Origin of the sequence: Mycobacterium sp., from assembly GCF_035499775.1 — a bacterium.
Taxonomy (GTDB): Bacteria; Actinomycetota; Actinomycetes; order Mycobacteriales; family Mycobacteriaceae; genus Mycobacterium.
Genome location: NZ_DATJYB010000455.1, coordinates 1 through 2,195, shown reverse-complemented (window position 1 = coordinate 2,195; position 2,195 = coordinate 1). Strand labels below are relative to the sequence as shown.

Sequence of the window (2,195 nt, the reverse complement as noted above, 5' to 3'; positions counted from 1 at the left end):
CGCTGGTCGGCATGCCCGTTTCGGAGCGCCCTTCGCCGCTTGAACGGGATATCTTGCGGGTGGTGGAGCAGTGGGCACGGCCGACGGGCAGCATCGAGGACTGGTCGTGGCCGCACGGTGCGTCCGCCGTCTACAAGGTCCGCACCGACCGTGGGGACGTGGTGGTAGATTTCGATACCTGGTCGGCGCGCGCACAGCAGCTGGTAGCGCCGCGGGACCTGGACGCGGCTCGCGAGATCGCCTCGGCGGCTTGTCATCTCGGCACGGTCGAGCTGGTGCCGGCGCATTGTGACAACACGCCGCGCAACTGGATGGTCGACGACGGGAACGCGGTGAGCCTGATCGATTTCGGCCTGGCAAAGAAAGAACCGTGGTGGGCGGACGTCCATCGGCTGATGCATCGCGAGTGGCTCGGCCGGGCCGATCTGCGGGATGCGTTTCTGGCCGGCTACGGACGCGATATCGATGACAGCACAGCCGATTTTCTTCGCGCCTACGGTGCCTGTGCCGCGGTGAGCACCATAGTCTGGGCCACCGAACATGGCGACAGGGCATTCGCCGGCGAGGGCTATGCGCAATTGACAAGCCTCCTTGGCCGCGGCTGTTGAGGCCGCGTCGACATCAGACGATTCGTGATGCCCGCCCCTCCCAGTACCGTTCACGAATACGTCGCTTGTAAAGCTTTCCGTTCGGATCCCGGGGCAGCTGCGGGTCGAATTCGATTGTGCGCGGGCACTTGTACCCGGCCAGGTGCGCCCGGCAGTACTCGATGAGCTCGGCTTCCAGGTCAGGTCCGGGTGTGACGCCGGCGGCCGGTTGCACGACGGCCTTGACCTCCTCGCCGAACTCGTCGTTGGGCACCCCGAACACCGCCGCGTCGACCAGTTTGGGGTGCATGATCAGCACGTTCTCCGCCTCTTGGGGATAGATGTTCACCCCACCGGAGACGATCATGAACGTCGACCGGTCGGTGAGGTACAGGTATCCGTCCTCGTCGACGTAGCCCATGTCGCCCAGTGTCCGCCAACCGCGTTCGTTGAACACCGACGCGGTCTTGGCGGGATCCTTGAAGTACTCGAAACTCGGGCCGCCCTCGAAATACAGCTCGCCGGACTTGCCGACGGGAAGCTCCTGCCCGTCGTCGCCGACCACGTGCACCGGGGACATCGGTATGCCAACCGAACCGGGATGCGCCAGCCACTCCTGCGGCCCGATCGTGGTGCCCGCGAATCCCTCAGTGCCCCCGTAATATTCGTGAATGATGGGCCCGAACCAGTCCATCATCTGATGCTTGACATCCACCGGGCAGGGGGCGGCCGCGTGGATCACGCAGCGCAAGCTGGACACGTCGTAGCCTTCCCGAACCGCCTTGGGCAGCTTCAGCATCCGCACGAACATCGTCGGCACGAACTGGGCGTGCGTGACGCGGTGTGTCTCGATCAGCCGCAGCACGGTCTCGGCGTCGAACTTGGGCATGATGATCGAGGCCGCCCCGACGCGATTGACCGCCATCGTGTAGTTCACCCCGGCGGCGTGATACAGCGGTGCGGGGGAGAGGTACACGTCGGAGGCGCTCATCCCGTACTTGTGGATCAGCGCCATCTCCAGCACCGACTGCGCCCACGAGCCGTTGCCGTCGGTCGGCAGCGCCCGGCGCACCGCCTTGGGCCGCCCGGTGGTGCCCGACGAGTAGAGCATCTCCGATCCGTCCGAGACCGGCGGGACATCGCCCGCCGCAGCCAGGGCGCCCTCGTACGAGCCCCAACCGGGCAGGCTGCCCCCGACAGTGATGTGGATCTTCACAGCTGCATTGACCTCGGCGATGTGCGCCGCGAGTTCGCCCATCGAGGCGTCGACGAACACGGCCTTCGCGTCGGAGTCCTCGATCACATAGGCGACCTCGTCGGGTGTGAAATGGGTGTTGACGGCCGTGTAGTAGAGCCCGGAAAGCTGGCAACCCCAGGTGATTTCGAAGAACTCCAGTCGGTTCGGCAGGACCAGCGCCACACCCTCGCCGCGGCGCAGTCCCGCATCGTGCAGCACCGCGGCGACCCGTTCACTGCGAGCACGCAACTCGCCGAACGAGATTGCGCCGCCGTCGAAAATCAAGGCCGGCGAATCCCCGGCGTTGATCGCGTGGTCGGCGATGTTCACCAGATGAACCCCGAAAGACTCAAGTGGCCGCTGCGCCGTCG

At 65.6% G+C, this 2,195-nt stretch carries 2 protein-coding genes; one reads left to right on the top strand and one right to left on the bottom strand.

The window, feature by feature from the left end; translation table 11 throughout:
- Nucleotides 1-608, top strand: a 608-nt coding sequence (locus VML93_RS28130) for a phosphotransferase family protein (protein WP_325615536.1), incomplete at its 5' end; no start/stop codon positions are given.
- A 13-nt stretch (nucleotides 609-621) separates the two neighbouring features.
- Here VML93_RS28130 and VML93_RS28125 read toward each other — a convergent pair.
- Nucleotides 622-2,154 carry an acyl-CoA synthetase gene (locus VML93_RS28125; RefSeq protein ID WP_325615537.1) on the bottom strand — a complete coding sequence of 511 codons (1,533 nt, stop codon included), beginning with the start codon at nucleotides 2,152-2,154 and terminating at the stop codon, nucleotides 622-624.
- Nucleotides 2,155-2,195 lie beyond the last annotated feature (41 nt).